This is a genomic window from Myceligenerans cantabricum, assembly GCF_054777735.1.
This window is the reverse complement of sequence record NZ_BAAHAJ010000011.1, coordinates 247,411-263,259: the sequence shown is the minus strand read 5'-3', so window position 1 is coordinate 263,259 and position 15,849 is coordinate 247,411. Positions and strand designations below refer to the sequence as shown.

16 protein-coding genes are annotated in these 15,849 nt (G+C 71.5%); 14 read left to right on the top strand and 2 right to left on the bottom strand.

Annotated features, from left to right (window positions below; genetic code table 11):
• Nucleotides 1-13 precede the first annotated feature (13 nt).
• From ACYU96_RS15795 to pstB, 7 genes are all read left to right on the top strand, one after another.
• Entirely contained in the window at nucleotides 14-1,327 is a 1,314-nt protein-coding gene (locus ACYU96_RS15795) for a sensor histidine kinase (protein ID WP_460755481.1), read from the top strand.
• Nucleotides 1,324-2,022, top strand: coding sequence for a response regulator (locus ACYU96_RS15790; RefSeq protein ID WP_460755478.1), 699 nt, complete (start codon nucleotides 1,324-1,326; stop codon nucleotides 2,020-2,022). Before ACYU96_RS15795 ends, ACYU96_RS15790 begins: the two co-directional genes overlap by 4 nt.
• A gap of 184 nt (nucleotides 2,023-2,206) precedes the next feature.
• Nucleotides 2,207-3,298 carry a phosphate ABC transporter substrate-binding protein PstS gene (gene pstS, locus ACYU96_RS15785; protein WP_460755475.1) on the top strand — a complete coding sequence of 364 codons (1,092 nt, stop codon included), beginning with the start codon at nucleotides 2,207-2,209 and terminating at the stop codon, nucleotides 3,296-3,298.
• Between the two features lie 228 nt (nucleotides 3,299-3,526).
• Nucleotides 3,527-4,633: a phosphate ABC transporter substrate-binding protein PstS gene (locus tag ACYU96_RS15780; protein ID WP_460755472.1), complete on the top strand. Its 1,107-nt coding sequence runs from the start codon at nucleotides 3,527-3,529 to the stop codon at nucleotides 4,631-4,633.
• Nucleotides 4,634-4,765: 132 nt separating this feature from the next.
• Nucleotides 4,766-5,785, top strand: a complete 1,020-nt coding sequence (gene pstC, locus ACYU96_RS15775; RefSeq protein ID WP_460755470.1) for a phosphate ABC transporter permease subunit PstC — start codon at nucleotides 4,766-4,768, stop codon at nucleotides 5,783-5,785.
• Nucleotides 5,785-6,729 (top strand): phosphate ABC transporter permease PstA, encoded by a 945-nt coding sequence (gene pstA / locus ACYU96_RS15770; RefSeq protein WP_460755467.1) that lies wholly within the window; start codon nucleotides 5,785-5,787, stop codon nucleotides 6,727-6,729. The genes pstC and pstA overlap by 1 nt, the downstream gene beginning before the upstream one ends.
• A 47-nt stretch (nucleotides 6,730-6,776) precedes the next feature.
• On the top strand, nucleotides 6,777-7,556 hold the full coding sequence (gene pstB / locus ACYU96_RS15765) for a phosphate ABC transporter ATP-binding protein PstB (RefSeq protein WP_460755464.1): 780 nt from the start codon (nucleotides 6,777-6,779) through the stop codon (nucleotides 7,554-7,556).
• 126 nt (nucleotides 7,557-7,682) lie between these two features.
• Here pstB and ACYU96_RS15760 read toward each other — a convergent pair whose 3' ends face one another.
• Both ACYU96_RS15760 and ACYU96_RS15755 read right to left on the bottom strand, forming a co-directional pair.
• Nucleotides 7,683-8,249 carry a septum formation family protein gene (locus ACYU96_RS15760; RefSeq protein ID WP_460755461.1) on the bottom strand — a complete coding sequence of 189 codons (567 nt, stop codon included), beginning with the start codon at nucleotides 8,247-8,249 and terminating at the stop codon, nucleotides 7,683-7,685.
• A gap of 74 nt (nucleotides 8,250-8,323) precedes the next feature.
• The gene (locus tag ACYU96_RS15755) at nucleotides 8,324-8,905 is read right to left on the bottom strand and encodes a hypothetical protein (RefSeq protein WP_460755458.1); all 582 of its coding nucleotides are present in this window, start codon (nucleotides 8,903-8,905) and stop codon (nucleotides 8,324-8,326) included.
• Between the two features lie 387 nt (nucleotides 8,906-9,292).
• Between ACYU96_RS15755 and ACYU96_RS15750 the strand changes: the two genes are divergently transcribed.
• The 7 genes from ACYU96_RS15750 (at nucleotide 9,293) to ACYU96_RS15720 (ending at nucleotide 15,830) form a co-directional block, all read left to right on the top strand.
• Nucleotides 9,293-9,775, top strand: a complete 483-nt coding sequence (locus tag ACYU96_RS15750) for a CarD family transcriptional regulator (protein ID WP_192861750.1) — start codon at nucleotides 9,293-9,295, stop codon at nucleotides 9,773-9,775.
• A 40-nt stretch (nucleotides 9,776-9,815) separates the two neighbouring features.
• Nucleotides 9,816-10,529: a 2-C-methyl-D-erythritol 4-phosphate cytidylyltransferase gene (ispD, locus tag ACYU96_RS15745; RefSeq protein WP_460755455.1), complete on the top strand. Its 714-nt coding sequence runs from the start codon at nucleotides 9,816-9,818 to the stop codon at nucleotides 10,527-10,529.
• Complete coding sequence (gene ispF / locus ACYU96_RS15740) at nucleotides 10,526-11,095, top strand: 2-C-methyl-D-erythritol 2,4-cyclodiphosphate synthase (RefSeq protein WP_460755452.1); 570 nt, start codon at nucleotides 10,526-10,528, stop codon at nucleotides 11,093-11,095. Before ispD ends, ispF begins: the two co-directional genes overlap by 4 nt.
• Entirely contained in the window at nucleotides 11,092-11,715 is a 624-nt protein-coding gene (locus ACYU96_RS15735; protein ID WP_460755450.1) for a TetR/AcrR family transcriptional regulator, read from the top strand. The genes ispF and ACYU96_RS15735 overlap by 4 nt, the downstream gene beginning before the upstream one ends.
• Nucleotides 11,716-11,808: 93 nt before the next feature.
• Nucleotides 11,809-13,164 (top strand): D-arabinono-1,4-lactone oxidase, encoded by a 1,356-nt coding sequence (locus ACYU96_RS15730; protein ID WP_460755448.1) that lies wholly within the window; start codon nucleotides 11,809-11,811, stop codon nucleotides 13,162-13,164.
• A complete protein-coding gene (locus ACYU96_RS15725) occupies nucleotides 13,164-14,468 on the top strand; it encodes a type III PLP-dependent enzyme domain-containing protein (RefSeq protein WP_460755445.1) in 1,305 nt (434 codons plus the stop codon). Before ACYU96_RS15730 ends, ACYU96_RS15725 begins: the two co-directional genes overlap by 1 nt.
• Nucleotides 14,469-14,537: 69 nt before the next feature.
• A complete protein-coding gene (locus tag ACYU96_RS15720; protein ID WP_460755443.1) occupies nucleotides 14,538-15,830 on the top strand; it encodes a low temperature requirement protein A in 1,293 nt (430 codons plus the stop codon).
• Nucleotides 15,831-15,849: the final 19 nt, after the last annotated feature.

Below are 15,849 nucleotides of genomic sequence, written 5' to 3'. Positions count from 1 at the left end.
ATAGGCTGAGCGCGTGGACGGATTCATCCAGGGGGTCTCGGTGCTGGGCGTGGGCGTCGTCGGCGTCGTCGTCGGCGTCGTCGCCGCGCTCGCGTTCCGGGTCTCCGACCGGCGGCAGCACGCGGGCCCGGAGGCCCCGGCAGCAGAGCTCGACCACGGACTCGTCCGCGTCCTGTCCGTCCTCCGTTCCGCCGCCGTGGTGGTCGACGACGACGACGAGGTGATCCGCGCCTCACCGCCGGCCTACGCGCTCAACGTGGTCCGCAACGACGCCATCTCCCATGCCGCGATCCGGGAGATGGTGGCCCTGGTCCGCCGGGACGGCATGATCCGCGAGCAGGAGCTCGAGCTGCCGCGCGGCCCCGTGGGCAGCGGCACCGTCCTGCTCCAGGTCCGCGTGGCGCCGCTGGGCGACCGCGTGCTGGTGCTCGCCGAGGACCGCACCGAGGCCGCACGCGTCGAGGCCATCCGGCGCGACTTCGTGGTCAACGTGTCGCACGAGCTCAAGACACCGGTGGGGGCGCTCGCCCTGCTCGCCGAGACCGTGGGCGACGCCGCGGACGACCCGGTCGCCGTCCGCCGCTTCACGGAGCGCATGCACCGCGAGGCGCAGCGCCTGTCCGAGCTCGTGCGGGAGATCATCGAGCTCTCCCGGCTCCAGTCCCGGGGCGCGATGCAGAAGGACACGCCGGTGTCGGCGCGCGCGGTGGTCGACGAGGCGGTGGACCGTGCCCGGACCGCGGCACAGGCCAAGAACATCGCGATCACCACGGGCGGCACGCTGGACAGCGTCGTGTACGGCGACCACAACCTCCTGGTCACCGCCGTGCGGAACCTGCTCGACAACGCCGTCGCGTACTCGGCGCCCGCCGCCCGCGTGGGCGTGGGCGTGACCGAGCGCCGCGGGCTCGTCGAGATCGCGGTCGTGGACCAGGGTGTCGGGATCGACGAGAGCAAGCAGGACCGGGTGTTCGAGCGCTTCTACCGCGTCGACCCGGCGCGCTCCCGCGACACCGGTGGCACCGGCCTCGGGCTGAGCATCGTCAAGCACGTCGCCGCCGACCACGGCGGTGACGTCACGATGTGGTCCGAGCCTGGCCGCGGGTCGACGTTCACGCTGCGCATCCCGTCCGCCGGCCACCGTGCGGTCCCGCTCGACGAGGGGGTGTGGTCCGACGCCGAGCCGGGGGAGGGCCCGGCCTCGGGCACCGACGTGGCTCCGGCGGGACGTGCCGCGAAGACTGCCGAGCCGGGGGGCAGGCCCCTGGCAGGTGACGAAGACGCCGGGACAGACCCGGCGGCCACGAACGAGGAGGTAGGCGCGTGACGCGCATCCTGGTGGTCGAGGACGAGGACTCGTACCGCGACCCGTTGACCTACCAGCTCGCCCGTGAGGGGTTCGAGGTGGTCGAGGCGGCAGACGGCAACGCCGCGCTGGCTGCCTACGACGCGGAGGGGGCCGATCTGGTGCTGCTCGACCTCATGCTCCCGGGGCTGTCGGGCACGGAGGTCTGCCGGGAACTGCGCGCTCGCGGCGACGTGCCGGTCATCATGCTCACGGCGAAGGACTCCGAGATCGACAAGGTGGTCGGGCTGGAGCTCGGTGCCGACGACTACGTGACCAAGCCTTACTCGTTCCGCGAGCTGCTCGCCCGGATGCGCGCGGTGCTGCGCCGCCGTCAGCCGGTGGAGCAGTCGGTCGACGACGGCGCGGGCGTGCTGGAGGCGGGCCCGGTCACGATGGACGTCGAGCGGCACACCGTATCCGTGAACGGCGAGACGATCTCGCTGCCGCTGAAGGAGTTCGACCTGCTCGAGCTGCTCCTGCGCAACGCGGGTCGCGTGCTGACGCGCGGGCAGCTCATCGACCGGGTCTGGGGTGCCGACTACGTGGGCGACACCAAGACGCTCGACGTCCATGTGAAGCGCATCCGCTCGAAGATCGAGCCGGACCCGGGCAGGCCGCGCTACCTGCTGACCGTGCGAGGCCTGGGCTACAAGCTGGCGGACTCCGAGGACTAGGCGCTGTACCAGGCCGCGCGGACGCCGTACCACGGCGTCCGCGCGGCCTTCTGCCTGCCCGCGACGGGGCCCGGGACACGCCCGGACGCGGGCTCGCCGCGTAGGGAAGATCGTCGCCCGAGTTCACCTTCTGTTCGCTTATGCCTGTTCTGTCGATTACCTGGCGTCCCTAGCGTCCTGGAGCATGACCCTCCTGCGCCCCCGTGCCGTCGCGACCGTCGCGACCGTCCTCGTCCTTCCGCTCGCCGGATGCAGCCAGCTGGTGGGCGGCACGTACGTGCCACCCGCGCCGGTCGAGGTGACGGGCTCGTTCGCGGGCTCCGGATCCTCGGCCCAGGAGAAGGCCATGGCGGCGTGGATCGAGGGCTTCGTCGAGGAGCACCCGGGCGTCGAGATCTCCTACGACCCGATCGGGTCGGGCGGCGGCCGGGAGGAGTTCCTCGCCGGGAAGGTGGCCTTCGCGGGGTCCGACGCCATGCTGTCGGAGGCCGAGCTGGAGGCGTCGACGGAGGTGTGCTCGGGTGGCAACGGGATCGACCTGCCCGTGTACGTCAGCCCGATCTCGGTGGCCTTCAACCTCGAGGGGATCGACGGGCTCAACCTCCGTCCCGGCGTGATCGCGAAGATCTTCACGGGGGAGATCACGCGGTGGGACGACGTGGAGATCGCCGCGGACAACCCCGACGTCGTCCTTCCGGCGACCGAAGTCGTCCCGGTGCACCGCTCCGACGACTCGGGCACCACCGAGAACTTCACCGACTACCTGTCCCAGGTCGCGCCCGAGCAGTGGCCCCACGAGGCGGACGGCGTGTGGCCGCTCGACGGCGGCCGGGCCCTGGAGGGGACCGACGGCGTCACGGGCTTCGTGGCACAGAACCCGGGCGCGGTCACCTATGCGGACGCGTCGCGGACGGCGAAGCTCGGCAACGCGGCGATCCAGGTGGGTACCGAGTTCGTCCCGTTCACGCCGGAGGCGGCCGCCGCGGCCGTCGACGTGTCCCAGATCGTCGAGGGGCGCACCAAGTACGACCTCGCCTACGAGATCGACCGCAGGACCACGGAGGACTACGTCTACCCGCTGGTGCTCGTCTCGTACGCCGTCGTGTGCTCCCGGTACACGGACAAGCCCACGGGCCGCTTCGTGAAGGAGTTCCTCGCCTATCTCGCGTCGGTCGAGGGGCAGCAGCGGGCGGCGGAGGCCGCCGGCAGCGCACCGATCTCGGACTACGTGCAGCGCCGGGTCGAGGAAGCGTCGAAGTCGATCTACCTCGGCTGAGACGACGCAGGGGCGCCGGTCTCCGGCGGGTGAAACCTGTGGCGGCATTGTCGGGCAATGACCTGGGCGTTGCAGTGTCCGTGTCCGACCTCACGCCGGATTCCCGGCACTGTTCATCCTCCGTTCACCTGATTCTGGGCGGTAGGTCATCCCGTCTCCCTACCGTCCCGAGTGACGTCGGCGTGAGCCGGCGCCCGACCCAGATCTTTGAACAGGATGGAAAGACACGTGAAGCTCAGCCGATTCACCAGCGCTGGTTCCGTCGCCATGGTCGGCGCGCTCGCGCTGACCCTCGCAGCCTGCGGTTCCGACCCGAACTCCGGCGGCGAGAGCACCGGCGACGCGACCGACGGCGGCATGGAGCTCGCCGGCACCCTCAGCGGCGGCGGTGCCTCGTCGCAGGAGTCCGCCATGGAGGCCTGGCGCGCCGGCTTCCAGAGCCAGTACCCGGACGTCACCGTCAACTACGACCCGACCGGCTCCGGTACGGGCCGTGAGAACTTCATCTCCGGCGCCTTCCCGTTCATCGGCTCGGACGCCGCGCTGGACGACGAGGAGATGGCCGCCGCCGAGGAGACCTGCGCCAGCGACGTGATCGAGTACCCGGGCTACATCAGCCCGGTCGCGGTCGCGTTCAACCTCGAGGGCGTCGACTCGGTGAACATGTCCCCGGAGACCATCGCCAAGGTCTTCAAGGGCGACATCACGACGTGGGACGACGAGGCGATCGCCGCCGACAACGAGGGTGTCGAGCTGCCCGACACGGATATCACCGTCGTGCACCGCTCGGACCCCTCGGGCACCACCGAGAACTTCGTCGAGTACCTGAGCACCGTGGTCCCGGACGTCTGGGACTTCGAGGTCGAGGACGTCTGGCCGGTCAAGGGCCAGGAGTCCGCCCAGGGCACCTCCGGCGTGGTCACCACCGTCACCTCGGGTGAGGGGGCCATCGGCTACGCCGACGCCTCGCAGATCGGCGAGCTGGGCACCGTGGCCGTCGGCGTGGGCGACGAGTTCGTCCCGTACAGCCCGGAGGCCGCTGCCGCCGTCGTCGCGGAGTCGCCGCGGACCGAGGGCACGGCGGAGACCGTGTGGAGCTACGAGCTCGCCCGCGACATCCCCGGGACGTACCCGATCGTGCTCGTCTCCTACCACATCGCGTGCTCCACGTACGAGGACGCGGAGACCGCGGACCTCGTCAAGGGCCTGTACTCCTACGTCCTGAGCGACGAGGGCCAGGCGCAGGGCACCGAGGCCGCCGGCTCCGCGCCGGTGAGCGAGGAGCTCCGTGCCGAGTTCCTTCCCGCGGTCGAGGCGATCTCGGCCGCCGGCTGAGTCGACTGACTGTCCGAGCTGGACGCCACCGCCGGTGATCGCCTGGCCCTGTGACAGCGGGGCCGGGCGATCACCGGCACGGTTGTTCATGGACGATCATTGAGCAGTGACCACGAGTAGCGAGGAACTCGCGTGACAACGACCGACAGCCCGCAGCTCCCGGCGACGCCGAAGAAGGAGCCTGCCTCGCGGGCATCTGCACGACGCCGCAGGAGCGGCGATACCGAGCGCGGCTTCAGCAGAGTCTTCCGGTGGATCTCCACCGGCGCGGGCGCCCTGATCCTGGCGACCCTCGCCGCGGTGGCACTCTTCCTGCTCCTGCGCGCCTGGCCCGCGATCACGGCCTCGGACGAGGAGCTCTCCAGCGCCGTCGGCCGGTATCCGGAGGGCACGTCCCTCCTGGAGTTCATCGGGCCTCTGATCTGGAGCACCTTGCTCGCCGCAGTCCTCGCCCTGGCGCTCGCCACGCCGGTGGCGATGGGGATCGGCCTCTTCATCTCCCACTACGCGCCCCGCCGGCTGGCCCAGGTCCTCGGATACCTGGTCGACCTGCTGGCGGCGATCCCATCGGTCGTCTACGGCCTGTGGGGCTTCCTGGTCCTGGCGCCCGTGGTCAAGCCCATCTGGGCCTGGCTGGGGGAGAACCTCGGCTGGTTCCCGCTGTTCGCGGGGGACGTGTCGGCCACCGGCAAGGTGCTCGCCACGGTCTCGGTCGTGCTCGCCGTGATGATCCTGCCGATCATCACTGCCGTGTCGCGCGAGGTCTTCCTGCAGACGCCGAAGCTTCACGAGGAGGCCGCGCTCGCGCTCGGCGCCACCCGGTGGGAGATGGTGCGGACCGCGGTCCTCCCGTTCGGTCGGTCCGGCGTGATCTCCGCGGCCATGCTCGGGCTCGGCCGGGCCCTCGGTGAGACGATGGCCGTGCTCATGATCATCAGCCCCGGATTTCTCGTCTACTCGCTGGAGATCCTGGCCGGTGCCCAGCACCAGACCATCGCCGCGTACATCGCGCTGGACTTCGCCGAGGCGACCGGTCTGGCGGTCAACGCGCTGATCGCGACCGGCCTCGCGCTGTTCCTGATCACCATGGCCGTGAACATGATCGCCCGTGCCATCGTGGCGCGCCGCAAAGACTTCTCGGGAGCCAACTGATGAGCACCGACACGATGGACTCCACGGAGCGCACCCGCGCCCTGCTGACGTCCTCCGAACCACGCCGGAAGTCCGTGGACCGGCTCATGACCGTGCTGATCTGGGCCGCGTTCGTCGTCGCGATGATCCCGCTCGTGTCCCTGCTGTGGACGGTCCTGGTCAACGGCTCCGGCCGGATCAGCGCCGAATTCCTCCTGTACTCGATGCGTGGCATCTTCGGCGGCGACCCCTCCGGCGGGATCTACCACGCCATCATGGGCACCCTCATCATCACGGGCTGGGCCGCGCTGATCTCGATCCCGGTCGGTCTGCTCACGGCGATCTACCTCGTCGAGTACGGGCGGGGTGCGCTGGCCCGCGCGGTCACCTTCTTCGTGGACGTGATGACCGGCATCCCGTCGATCGTCGCGGGCCTCTTCGTGGTCGCCCTGGTGACCATCTTCCTGGGCCCCGGGGCGCGGTTCGGCATCATGGGCGCGATCGCGCTGTCGGTGCTGATGATCCCGGTGGTCGTCCGCTCCTGCGAGGAGATGCTCAAGCTCGTGCCGAACGAGCTGCGCGAGGCCTCGTACGCGCTCGGCGTGCCCAAGTGGCTGACGATCGTCCGCGTGGTCCTGCGCACCGCGGTGGCAGGTCTGACGACCGGCATCCTGCTCGCCGTCGCCCGGGTCATCGGTGAGACCGCGCCGCTGCTGGTCGCGGTGGGCATCACCGACTCGATCAACGTCAACGCGTTCGAAGGACGGATGACGACGCTGCCGGTCTTCATCTACCGGCAGTACAGCCAGGGCCTGGCGACCTGCCGGGAGGACCAGCTCAACTGCGTCACGGACATCTCGTACCAGAACGCGTGGGGTGCGGCCCTCGTCCTCATCGTCATCGTCATGCTCCTCAACGTCACGGGCCGCCTCGTCAACCGGTGGTTCGCCCCGAAGCTGCGCTGACGCGCAGGACCCCACCTCGCCCAGCGCACACACGAAGGATCTTCTCCATGTCCCAGCGCATCGACGTCAAGGACGTCAACATCTACTACGGTGACTTCCTCGCGGTCGAGGGCGTCTCGATGACCGTCGAGCCGCGCTCCGTGACGGCCTTCATCGGGCCGTCCGGCTGCGGCAAGTCGACGTTCATCCGCACCCTCAACCGTATGCACGAGGTCATCCCCGGCGCGTACGTGGACGGCAGCGTCGAGCTCGAGGGCGTCGACCTCTACGGTCCCGACGTCGACCCGGTGGCGGTGCGTCGCAACATCGGCATGGTGTTCCAGCGGCCGAACCCCTTCCCGACGATGTCGATCCGCGACAACGTCCTGGCCGGCGTCAAGCTGAACAACCGCCGGATCTCCAGGTCCGACGCCGACGACCTGGTCGAGTCGTCGCTGCGGGGAGCGAACCTCTGGAACGAGGTCAAGGACCGGCTCGAGAAGCCCGGGTCGGGCCTCTCCGGCGGTCAGCAGCAGCGCCTGTGCATCGCCCGCACGATCGCGGTGAAGCCCCAGGTGGTTCTCATGGACGAGCCGTGCTCGGCCCTGGACCCGATCTCCACGCTGGCGATCGAGGACCTGATCCAGGAGATGAAGAAGGACTACACGATCGTCATCGTCACGCACAACATGCAGCAGGCTGCTCGCGTGAGCGACAGGACGGCGTTCTTCAACATCGCCGGCACCGGCAAGCCGGGCAAGCTCATCGAGATGGACCAGACGGCGACGATCTTCAGCTCCCCGTCGGAGAAGGCCACCGAGGACTACGTCTCGGGCCGCTTCGGCTGATCCGCACGGCCTGATTCACAGGGCTGCCGGCCCTGGTGCGCCCGACGTCCGGTCGGGCCGTACCAGGACCGGCAGCCCCTCCTCGTGGTCGTGCCGGTGAGCCGTTGTCGCGCGGCCGGTGAACCGCTACCGCTCGACGCCCTCCAGCGACGCCGTCACCGGCTTGTCCGACTCCAGGACGCACTGCAGCGTGCGGTCGTCCTGGGCCCAGCTCTCCTCGGTGGGGTAGAACGACCAGAAGTACAGCTCCGAGTCGGCGAACGACATGCCGACGAACGGCTCGAACTCGCTCTCGCAGAAGGCGTCGGCCTCGTCGGCGACCTCCTTCTTGCCCGGGAACTCGCCGTTGGCCAGGTCCTTCTCGGCGTAGATCTCGCCGGTGTGCTCCTCGCCGCACGGCACGACCGGGAGGTCCGTGAACGTGGCCTGGTTCTCGAGCTGGGCGATGTCGAGGCAGTCGCCGATCTCCACGGTCATCGCGTCGGCATCGGCCGCTGCGGTGACCTCGCCGTTCGCGTCCCGCTGCGCTTCCGTGGCGTCGTCGTCCAGGAAGCCGTCGATGGCCGAGCACCCCGAGAGGGCGCCGGTGAGCAGGGCGGCGCAGGCGACGACGGCGGAGAACCGCCGCGTGCCGTACCGCCGTCCGGCGCGTCCACGACGGGCGCCGGCGGGGGACTGGGTGCTCTGAAGCAACGTCGAGCCCTTCAATTCGATGCGATTGTCCGCGGAGGCCGGGCCGCCCGCTCCGGAGCGAGCCGCACCGCCGCTCACTCTTCGGGTGAGGCGGAGCCGTCGGGTGAGGCGGACGCCTCGGAGGAGGCGGAGTCGTCCGGCGTCGCCGACGGTGCCGCGCTCGGCACGTAGTCCGCGTACTCGGGCAGCTCGCCGTTGATCACCGGAAGCTGGAACTCCCGGGTCTCGCCGTCGGCCTCCAGCGTCGTCGGGATGCTGCCGCCGGGCCCGGCGGCGACGGCGTCGAGCACGACCGGGTCGCCGGACTCGCCGCCGATGTACACGGTCTCGCCCGCCTCGACGTCGAAGGTGACCGGCGCCGCGCCCTCGGGGGTGAGGGTGAACGTGGTGTCGGCCTGCGTGCCGTTCGCGAGCGCGCCGAGCAGGTTGCCCGCCGCGCCCTCCTCGGCGGCGACGACCATGAGGTTGAGACCGCGCAGCTCGGTGAACTCGGCGTCGTCCTGCGCACCCACGGACACCATCACGCCGTCGGACGGCGAGTAGTTGAGCGCTGTGGTGGTGGGGGCGCATGCCGACAGGAGGGCGGCACCCGCCGCGGTGACGGCCGCGACCGCGACGGTGCGGGTGCGTCGGAGGGCGGTGGTGCGACGGGACACGGTCTACTCCCTGGAGGTCAAGGCTGTGGATCAGCCAACATCCTAGTGGTCCGCGGGCGCCGCGGTGCGTCCCCGCAGGGCCCGCCGGTCAGTCGATCAGTGGTGTGTGTCACCGGCCCGGGGGGCGACGACGGGTCCGCGCCCGGCGACTTGTCCGGGAAAAGGACGACCGTCATTCTGTGCGAAACAAAACTTGGGTCAAGAGTGCGTGATCAGATCGATGCGAAGATGCCGCCAACCCGTCGTCGGCGCTCGCCGAAGGCCGAGAAAAACTCGCTGTGACCTGCAGTAACTTCAAGAACCGTCCGGCTCTGGAACGGGGCAGGGTCAAGAAAATCGGGAACCGCTTCGTGGTAACCTTGTGTCCTGGAAAGGGGACATCTGCAGATGACGTTCACAGTAGGCGAGACGGTTGTCTACCCGCACCACGGCGCGGCGCTGATCGAGGAGGTCAAGACCCGCAAGATCCGGGGCGAGGAAAAGATGTACCTCAAGCTCAAGGTCGCTCAGGGTGACCTGACGATCGAGGTCCCGGCGGAGAACGTCGACCTCGTCGGAGTGCGTGACGTGGTCGGCCAGGAGGGCCTCGAGCGGGTTTTCGAGGTGCTGCGTGCGCCGTACACCGAAGAACCCACCAACTGGTCGCGCCGGTACAAGGCGAATCTCGAGAAGCTGGCGTCGGGCGACGTGATCAAGGTTGCCGAGGTCGTGCGGGACCTGTCCCGTCGTGACGCGGACCGTGGCCTTTCCGCTGGTGAGAAGCGCATGCTGGCCAAGGCTCGGCAGATCCTGATCTCTGAGCTCGCACTCGCGGAGAAGACCGAGGAGGAGAAGGCCGAGGCCATCCTCGACGAGGTCCTCGCCGGCTGATCACTATCGACATAGCCGCCCCGCCTGCGGGGTTACTGTCATGACCACGCTCGCGATCCTCACCGCCGCCGGATCCGGCGCACGTCTCGGGCGTGACTTGCCCAAGGCACTCGTCGACCTCGGCGGTTTTCCTCTCGTGCTGCACGCCGCGCGCAGGCTCGCCGGGTCCGGCGTCGTCGACGCGCTCGTCGTCACCGCACCCGACGGACTCCGGGACGTCGTCGACGACCTGCTCGGGACCGACCCGCACGTCGGTGTCCCGGTCACGGTGGTCGACGGCGGCCCGACGCGTCAGGCATCCGTCGCCGCGGGTCTCGCCGCGGCCGGGGCAGGCCACGACGTCGTCCTCGTGCACGACGCCGCCCGCCCGCTCGTTCCCGCCGACCTCGTCCGCCGCGTCGTCGCCGCGGTCCGGGCCGGCCACCACGCCGTGGTGCCCGGGCTCCCCGTGACGGACACCGTCAAGCAGGTGGTGCCGGGGAGCGGCGCCGAACCCGTCGTCGGCACTCCGGACCGCGTGCTGCTGCGCGCCGTGCAGACACCCCAAGGCTTCGCGCGCGAGCTGCTGGAACGCGCGCACCAGGCCGGACAGGAACGGTCCGGCTCCGAAAAGGTCGCCGCCACCGACGACGCCGGGCTCGTGGAGGCGCTCGGCGAGCCGGTGCACATCGTCAGGGGGGACGCCGCGGCGGCCAAGATCACCACGGAGCGCGACCTGCGCGTTGCCGCTCTCGAGCTGGAGGACCAGGCGTGAACGACGTCGTACCCGCGCCCCCGCACATACCGACCCCCTACCCCGTCCCTCGCACCGGCATCGGTACCGACGTGCACCGCTTCGCCCCCGACGGCTCCGACCGGGAGCTGTGGCTCGGTGGGCTGCACTGGCCCGGCGAACGAGGCCTGGACGGCCACTCCGACGCCGACGTCGCCGCGCACGCCGCGGCCGATGCGCTCCTCGCGGCGGCGGGCATCGGGGATCTCGGGACGAACTTCGGAACCGCCGAGCCCGAATGGTCCGGAGCGTCCGGGGCGAAGCTTCTTGCCGAAGCCGCTCGGCGAGTTCGCTCCGCAGGGTTCACCATAGGGAATGTGTCTGTTCAGGTGATCGGGAACCGTCCGAGAATCGGCCCGCGACGTGCGGAGGCCGCCGCCGTGCTCGGTGCCGCCGCCGGCGCCCCGGTGAGCCTCTCCGCGACCACAACCGACGGGCTCGGGCTCACCGGCCGCGGCGAGGGCGTCGCGGCGGTCGCGACCGCGCTCGTGGTCCCCGTCGTGGCGTCTCCCGCCGACGCCTCTCGCGCACGTGAGGTGGGGAGATGACCGAGCCGCGGGCGAGACGCAAGACGCTCGAGGAGCGTCGTCAGGAGATCGTCGAGGCCGGGCTGCGCGTGGCCCTTCGTGAAGGAGTGGAAGCGGTATCAGTCCGCGCGGTCGCACAGGAGGCCGAGATCTCCCTCGGCACCGTGCACTACTGCTTCGAGGACAAGGCCGAGATGCTCCGCGCGATGGGGCGGGCGATCGCGCTGACGGCCTCGGAGCCCGCGCTCGCCGCGCTCGACCAGGGACACGACCCGGAGGAGCTGGTCCGGGCGTCCGCGAGATCACTGGTCGACGGCCTCAAGCAGAACCAGCACATGCGGCTGCTGACCTTCGAGTTCGCCCTGGCGGGAGTCCGCTCCCGGGTGTTGCGGGAGGTGGCCCAGTCGCATCTGGAGCAGAGCTACCGGTTCACCCGCGAGTACCTGGACCGGCTCGCCGACCGCAGCGCCTCCCGCTTCTCGGTGGACGTCGACTTCCTGTCGCGCTTCGTCGCGCAGCAGATCGACGGGATCGAGATCGGCTGGCTCGTGGACCGGGACGACGACGCGGCCCAGAAGGCGTTCGACGAGCTGGCGCGCCTCGTGCTCGGCTACATGGAACCGGCGTTCGACCGCACCTAGACCCGGGCGCCGACGGGGGCGGAGGCCGACGTGGCAGCCGTCTCCCGTCGGTCGCCCCTGTTCGCCGGCACGCGGGCGTGGAATAGTGCCCCCGTGTCCGACGTCGTTCACCGCCCCCCGACCTCCCGGCCGACCTGGAGCAACTGGGCCCGCACAGCCACGTGCAGCCCGGCGGGCAGGGCCGCGCCCCGGTCCGAGGCGGAGCTGGCCGACGTGGTCGCACGCGAGGCGGCGGCCGGCCGGTCCGTGCGCGCCGTCGGCGGCGGCCACTCGTTCACCCCCGCGGCGACGACGTCGGGCATGCTGCTCAGCCTCGACCACGTCAGTCGCCTCGAACGTGTGGAGCGCGACCCCGAGACCGGGAACGCACTGGTCACCGTGGGGGCCGGCGTGCGGCTGCACGAGCTCAACCGCCTGCTCGCCGAGCGCGGGCTCGCCCTGCGCAACCTCGGGGACATCGACCGCCAGTCGATCGCGGGTGCGATCTCCACGGGCACGCACGGGACCGGTGCCCGGCTCGGCGGCCTCGCCACGCAGGTGCGCGGCGTGCGGGTGGTCGGTGTGGACGGCTCGGTGCACGACGTCGGCCCCGGTGACCCGCTCTTCGAGGCGTCCCGCCTCGGCCTGGGCACCACGGGCGTCCTCAGCGCCGTCACCCTGGAGGTGGTGCCCGCCTACGACCTGCGCGCCGAGGAGCGGCCCGTGCCGCTCGCCGCGGCGCTGGAGTCGCTCGACGGGCCCGACGGCGTCGTCGCGGCCAGCGACCACTTCGAGCTGTACTTCTTCCCCGCCACGGGGCGCGCGCTCACGCTGCGGAACACGCGCGTCGCGCCCGCGGCACCGGGCCCGGTCGCGCGGACGGGCAGGGCGGCGCGATCGTTCCTCGACGAGGAGCTGCTGTCCAACGGCGCGTTCGAGATGGTGAACCGGGTTGCCGCGGCGTTCGGCGGGCTGACGCCCCGGCTCAACGCGGTCTCGGCGCGCGCCCTGTCGGTGCGGACCTACCAGGCACCCTCGTACCAGGTGTTCTGCACGCGGCGACGGGTCCGGTTCCGCGAGATGGAGTACGCGATCCCGCGCGAGCGCGTGCGCGACGTCATCACCGAGGTGGACGGCTGGCTGCGCTCGTCCGGCGAGAACGTGCCGTTCCCCATCGAGGTGCGGTTCGCCGCGCCCGACGACGTCTGGCTGTCCACCGCGCACGGCCGCGAGACCGCCTACGTCGCGGTCCACCAGTACTGGCGCCTGCCGTACTCGCGGTACTTCCAGGCCGCCGAGCGCATCTTCGTCGCGGCCGGCGGGCGGCCGCACTGGGGCAAGCTGCACACCCGCGACGCCGGCGACCTCGCCCCGCTCTACCCTCGCTTCGAGGACGCGGCACGAGTGCGTCTCGAGCACGACCCGGAGGGCGTGTTCCACAACCGCTACACACGGAGGGTGCTCGGCTGATGGGACCGCTCACGACCCGGCTGACCGCGGCGACGGCGGGTCTGCCCGCCCCGCTCGCCGTCGTCGACCTCGACCGGTTCGACGCCAACGCGCGCGACCTGCTGGGCCGCGCCGCCGGTGTCCCGGTGCGTGTGGCGAGCAAGTCGGTGCGCGTCCGGTCGCTCGTCGAGCGCGCGCTCGGCACCGGGTTCGCCGGCGCGATGGCCTACTCGCCGCGCGAGGCCCGCTGGCTCGCCGCGCAGGGGGTCGACGACGTCCTGGTCGGGTACCCGAGCGTGGACCGGGCCGCGATCGCCGAGCTCGCCGTGGACCCGGTCGCGCGGGCCGCCGTGACCGTGATGATCGACTCGGCGGCGCACCTGGAGCTGATCGCCGACGTCGTCGCCGGCGTGGACCGGGCCGGGCACGGAGGGACCCGCGCCGAGGACGGGGACGTGCCCGGCGCGACCGGTGGCGGGGACCCGGAGACGGACGGTGCCGGGAGCACGGGCGGCGGGCGCGGGGAGGCGCCGCCGCTGCGCGTCTGCCTCGACGTGGACGCGAGCCTGCGGGCCGGGCCGGCGCACCTCGGTGTGCGGCGCTCCCCGCTGCGGACGCCCGACGACGTCGCCCGGCTGGCCGCCCGCGTCGCCCAGGCTCCGGGCCTGCGCCTGCGCGGCCTGATGTTCTACGAGGCGCAGGTCGCGGGCCTGCCCGACTCGAGCCCTGCCGTCCGCCTCGTGAAGCGGCTCTCGGTGCGGGACCTCGACCGTCGCCGGCCCCTGCTCCTGGCCGCCGCTCGGGACGCCGTCGGGCACGACCTCGACCTCGTGAACTCCGGGGGGACCGGGTCGCTCGAGACCTCCGCGGCCGGGCCCGGCGTCACCGAGGTGACCGCCGGCTCGGGCCTCTTCACGCCCGGGCTGTTCGACGCGTACCGGGCCTTCCGGCCGCGGCCCGCCGCCTTCTTCGGGCTCGACGTCGTGCGGGAGCCCGCGCCCGGCTGGGCGACGGCGTTCTCGGGCGGGTACGTCGCCTCCGGTCCGGCGGCGACCTCGCGGCTGCCGCGCGTCGTGACGCCCGGCTGGGAGCTCACCGGGTCCGAGGGCGCCGGCGAGGTCCAGACCCCGTTGCGGGCCCGCCGGCGCCGCCTCGGGGGTCCCTCCGGGGAGCGGGAGCCGCTGCGCACAGGGGACCGCGCCTGGTTCCGCCACGCGAAGGCAGGCGAGCTCATGGAGCGGTTCGACGAGGTGCACCTGGTCCGCGGCGACGAGGTCGTCGGGACGATCCCCACATATCGCGGCGAGGGCAAGAACTTCGGCTGACGGGTCGCGGCGTGAACGGGACCGGCCCGTCTGCTGGTTCCCGTCACGCAGGGCGGGCAGGATGTGGCCATGGCCCTTCATCACCACGTCCGGCCCATGCGGGGACGTGACCCTCACGAGTCCCACCGCCCGGCGACGCCGCTGGAGCTGCTGTTCGACCTGGCGTTCGTCGTCGGCTTCGGTGTCGCCGGCGAGCAGGCCGCGCACCTGATGGCGGAAGGGCACACGGGGACGGCGGTGATCGGGTTCGCCTTCTCGATGTTCGCCGTCTGCTGGGCGTGGATCAACTTCACGTGGTTCGCCTCCGCCTTCGACACCGACGACTGGTTCTACCGCGTGACCACGATGGTGCAGATGACCGGCGTCGTGGTGCTGGCCCTCGGGCTGCCCGAGATGTTCCACAGCCTCGATGCCGGCGGGCTCCTGCACAACGAGGTCATGGTGGCCGGCTACGTCGTCATGCGACTGGCCATGCTCGTGCAGTGGCTCCGCGCGGCGCGGCAGGCACCCGAGCACCGGGCGTCCTGCTACGGGTACGTCCGGACGCTCGTGGTGACCCAGGCCGGCTGGGTGGCCCTCGCGGTCACGCCCACCGGCGCGGCGACCTTCTTCGCGGTCGGCGCGGCGCTCGTGGTGGTCGAGATGGCCGGGCCGTGGATCGCCGAGCGAGTGATCCCGGTGGCCGCGGAGCAGGCAGCCACGGAGCGGGCAGGCAGGGAGCCGGACCGTGCGGGATCGCGCGGCACGCCGTGGCACGCGCACCACATCGCGGAACGCTACGGGCTGCTCGCCATCATCACCCTCGGCGAAGGAGTCATCGGGACGGTTGCCTCGCTGAGCGCCGTCGTCGAGCACCAGGGCTGGACCCTCGACGCCGCGCTCGTCGCGTTCGCCGGGATGGCCCTGACCTTCGGCCTGTGGTGGACCTACTGGATCACGCCCGCCGCCGAGATGCTCCACGCGCACCGGGAGCGCTCGTTCGTCTGGGGGTACGGGCACATCGTCGTCTACGCCGCGCTCGCGGCGGTGGGGGCCGGGCTGCACGTCGCCGCCTACTACCTCGAGGGGGAGTCCCACCTGGACGCGACCGGGACGGTGCTGGCCGTCGCGGTGCCGGTGGGCGTCTTCATCCTGGCCGACTACCTGATCTTCATGGCGGTGTCCCACAGCGTGGACCGTCTGCACGTGCTGCTCGTGGCCGGCGCGGCGGTGCTGCTGGCGGCCGCCGTGGCCGCGGCGGCCGCGGGGGTGGGGATGGCGTGGTGCCTGCTCCTGGTGATGCTGGCGCCCGCGGTGAGCGTGGTGGGGTACGAGGCCCTCGGGCACCGGCACGTGGCGCGGCTGGTGGTCGCGGCGCGCTGATCCGGGGTGATCAACACCT

Coding starts and splice junctions, on each gene's coding strand:
- ACYU96_RS15720 (WP_460755443.1), top strand. CDS start 14,538: ATGGCCCTTCATCACCACGTCCGGCCCATGCGGGGACGTGACCCTCAC.
- pstS (WP_460755475.1), top strand. CDS start 2,207: ATGACCCTCCTGCGCCCCCGTGCCGTCGCGACCGTCGCGACCGTCCTC.
- ACYU96_RS15725 (WP_460755445.1), top strand. CDS start 13,164: ATGGGACCGCTCACGACCCGGCTGACCGCGGCGACGGCGGGTCTGCCC.
- ACYU96_RS15735 (WP_460755450.1), top strand. CDS start 11,092: ATGACCGAGCCGCGGGCGAGACGCAAGACGCTCGAGGAGCGTCGTCAG.
- pstB (WP_460755464.1), top strand. CDS start 6,777: ATGTCCCAGCGCATCGACGTCAAGGACGTCAACATCTACTACGGTGAC.
- ispD (WP_460755455.1), top strand. CDS start 9,816: ATGACCACGCTCGCGATCCTCACCGCCGCCGGATCCGGCGCACGTCTC.
- ACYU96_RS15750 (WP_192861750.1), top strand. CDS start 9,293: ATGACGTTCACAGTAGGCGAGACGGTTGTCTACCCGCACCACGGCGCG.
- pstA (WP_460755467.1), top strand. CDS start 5,785: ATGAGCACCGACACGATGGACTCCACGGAGCGCACCCGCGCCCTGCTG.